This is a genomic window from Leptolyngbya sp. FACHB-711, from assembly GCF_014695615.1.
GTDB lineage: Bacteria > Cyanobacteriota > Cyanobacteriia > Elainellales > Elainellaceae > Leptolyngbya_A.
This window is the reverse complement of sequence record NZ_JACJOR010000532.1, coordinates 1-1,932: the sequence shown is the minus strand read 5'-3', so window position 1 is coordinate 1,932 and position 1,932 is coordinate 1. Positions and strand designations below refer to the sequence as shown.

1 protein-coding gene and 1 pseudogene are annotated in these 1,932 nt (G+C 53.6%); both read left to right on the top strand.

Translation table 11 applies throughout. The features are described from left to right. Positions 1-1,478: polyphosphate kinase 1 (gene ppk1 / locus H6F80_RS26270; protein WP_190794468.1), on the top strand; the 1,478-nt coding region annotated here is incomplete at its 5' end. 70 nt (positions 1,479-1,548) lie between these two features. Next, positions 1,549-1,932: pseudogene (locus H6F80_RS26265) on the top strand (arginine decarboxylase); the annotation flags it as partial.

Here is a 1,932-nt window from a genome sequence, read left to right as displayed (position 1 = left end):
TGGAAATCGTGGCAGCTCATTTGTTTTGTGTGACGCGGGATTCGGATCTAGAACTCGAAGAAGATCAAGCCGATGATTTGATGGAGGCGATCGAAGAAGAGCTTCGCAAGCGGCGGATTGGCGGCCGGGTGGTTCGCCTGGAAATCGAAGCCAGTGCGCCCAATTACTCCCCCGATCGTTCTGTCGCGGGAGCTGCCTTACAACGCCTGAAGCAAATGCTGATGGAAGAACTGGAGCTGACCGACCTGGATGTTTACGAACTGGAGGGCTTGCTTTGTTTGCGGGATGTAATGAGCCTGACCACGCTGGCTCTGCCTGAGCTAAAAGAACCTGCCTGGAGTCCGACAATTCCGCCTGTGCTGCGGCATGGGACTGAGCGATCAAAAACAAGCAAAGAAGGGCAGGACATTTTCTCGATTTTGCGACAGCGAGATATTTTGCTGCATCATCCCTATCACTCGTTTAGCGCATCAGTGCAGCAGTTCATCACCCAAGCGGCAAACGATCCTGAAGTGCTGGCAATCAAGATGACGCTGTATCGCACCACAGACGATTCGCCGATCGTCAACACCCTGATTATGGCGGCAGAAAAGGGCAAGCAGGTTGCGGTGCTGATTGAGCTAAAAGCCCGGTTTGATGAAGAAAAAAACATTACCTGGGCACGTAAGCTGGAAAAAGCAGGCGTTCATGTGGTGTATGGCTTGCTTGGTTTAAAAACTCACACGAAAATTATCCTGGTCGTGCGGCAGGAAGCGGAGCACATTCGTCGCTATGTTCACATTGGCACAGGCGATTATAACCACCAGACCGCTCGCTTTTATGCCGATCTGGGACTGCTGAGCAGCCGAGAAGACCTGGGCGCAGATTTGACCGACTTGTTTAACTACCTGACCGGCTATTCACGTCAGCAAACCTATCGCAGGCTGTTGATGGCTCCGGTAAATTTGCGCAATCGGCTAATTGCCCTGATTCGGCGAGAAATGCAGCACTGTCAGCAGGGCGGGTCGGGACGTATCGTTGCCAAGATGAATGCCCTGGTCGACCCGCAAATTATCGCTGCCCTGTACGAAGCTTCGCAAGCCGGAGTTCAAATCGACCTAATTGTACGCGGCATGTGTTGCCTTTGTCCGGGTTTGCCCGGCATGAGCGATCGAATTCGGGTAATCAGCATTATCGGTCGCTATTTGGAACACTCGCGCATTGTCTATTTCCACAATGGCGGACAGGAAGAAGTTTACATCGGCAGTGCGGACTGGATGCCCCGCAACCTCGATCACCGTATCGAAGCAATGACCCCGATCGATGATCCGCTCCTCGTCAAAGATCTTCAGGAGATTTTGGGCATTCTGCTCTCGGACAATCGCCACGCTTGGGAGCTACAACCGAACGGGCAATATGTGCAGCGTCAGTCGCGATCAAAGCAAGACGAACGAGACGCGCAAACCATTTTTATGCAGATGGCAGCCTCGCCTCTTTAGTAGACCTTATCCACCAGTAGACCTTTACAGTAGAGAAATTGCTCATTCTCTTCTGTAGTTTGCCTGCCCCATGTCCGATCAAGCTCAAACCCCGTTACTCGATGCCCTCAACGCTGCCGCCCTGCGCGATCGAGCCGTGTTTCATACCCCCGGACACAAACAGGGACAGGGCTCACCGCACAAATTTTCCCAGCGAGTCGGCTTCGCAATGTTGCAGGCAGACTTGCCCGAACTGCCCGAACTCGATAATTTGTTTGCGCCCGAAGGCGTGATCGAAGCAGCGCAACGCCTGGCAGCAGAGGCATTTAGAGCGGAGGCAACCTATTTCTTGGCAAACGGCTCGACCTGCGGCATCGAAGCGGCAGTGCTGGCAACTTGTCAACCCGGCGATCGTCTTATCTTGCCCCGTAATGCCCATCACTCAGCGATCGCAGCCCTGATTCTGTCGGGAGCC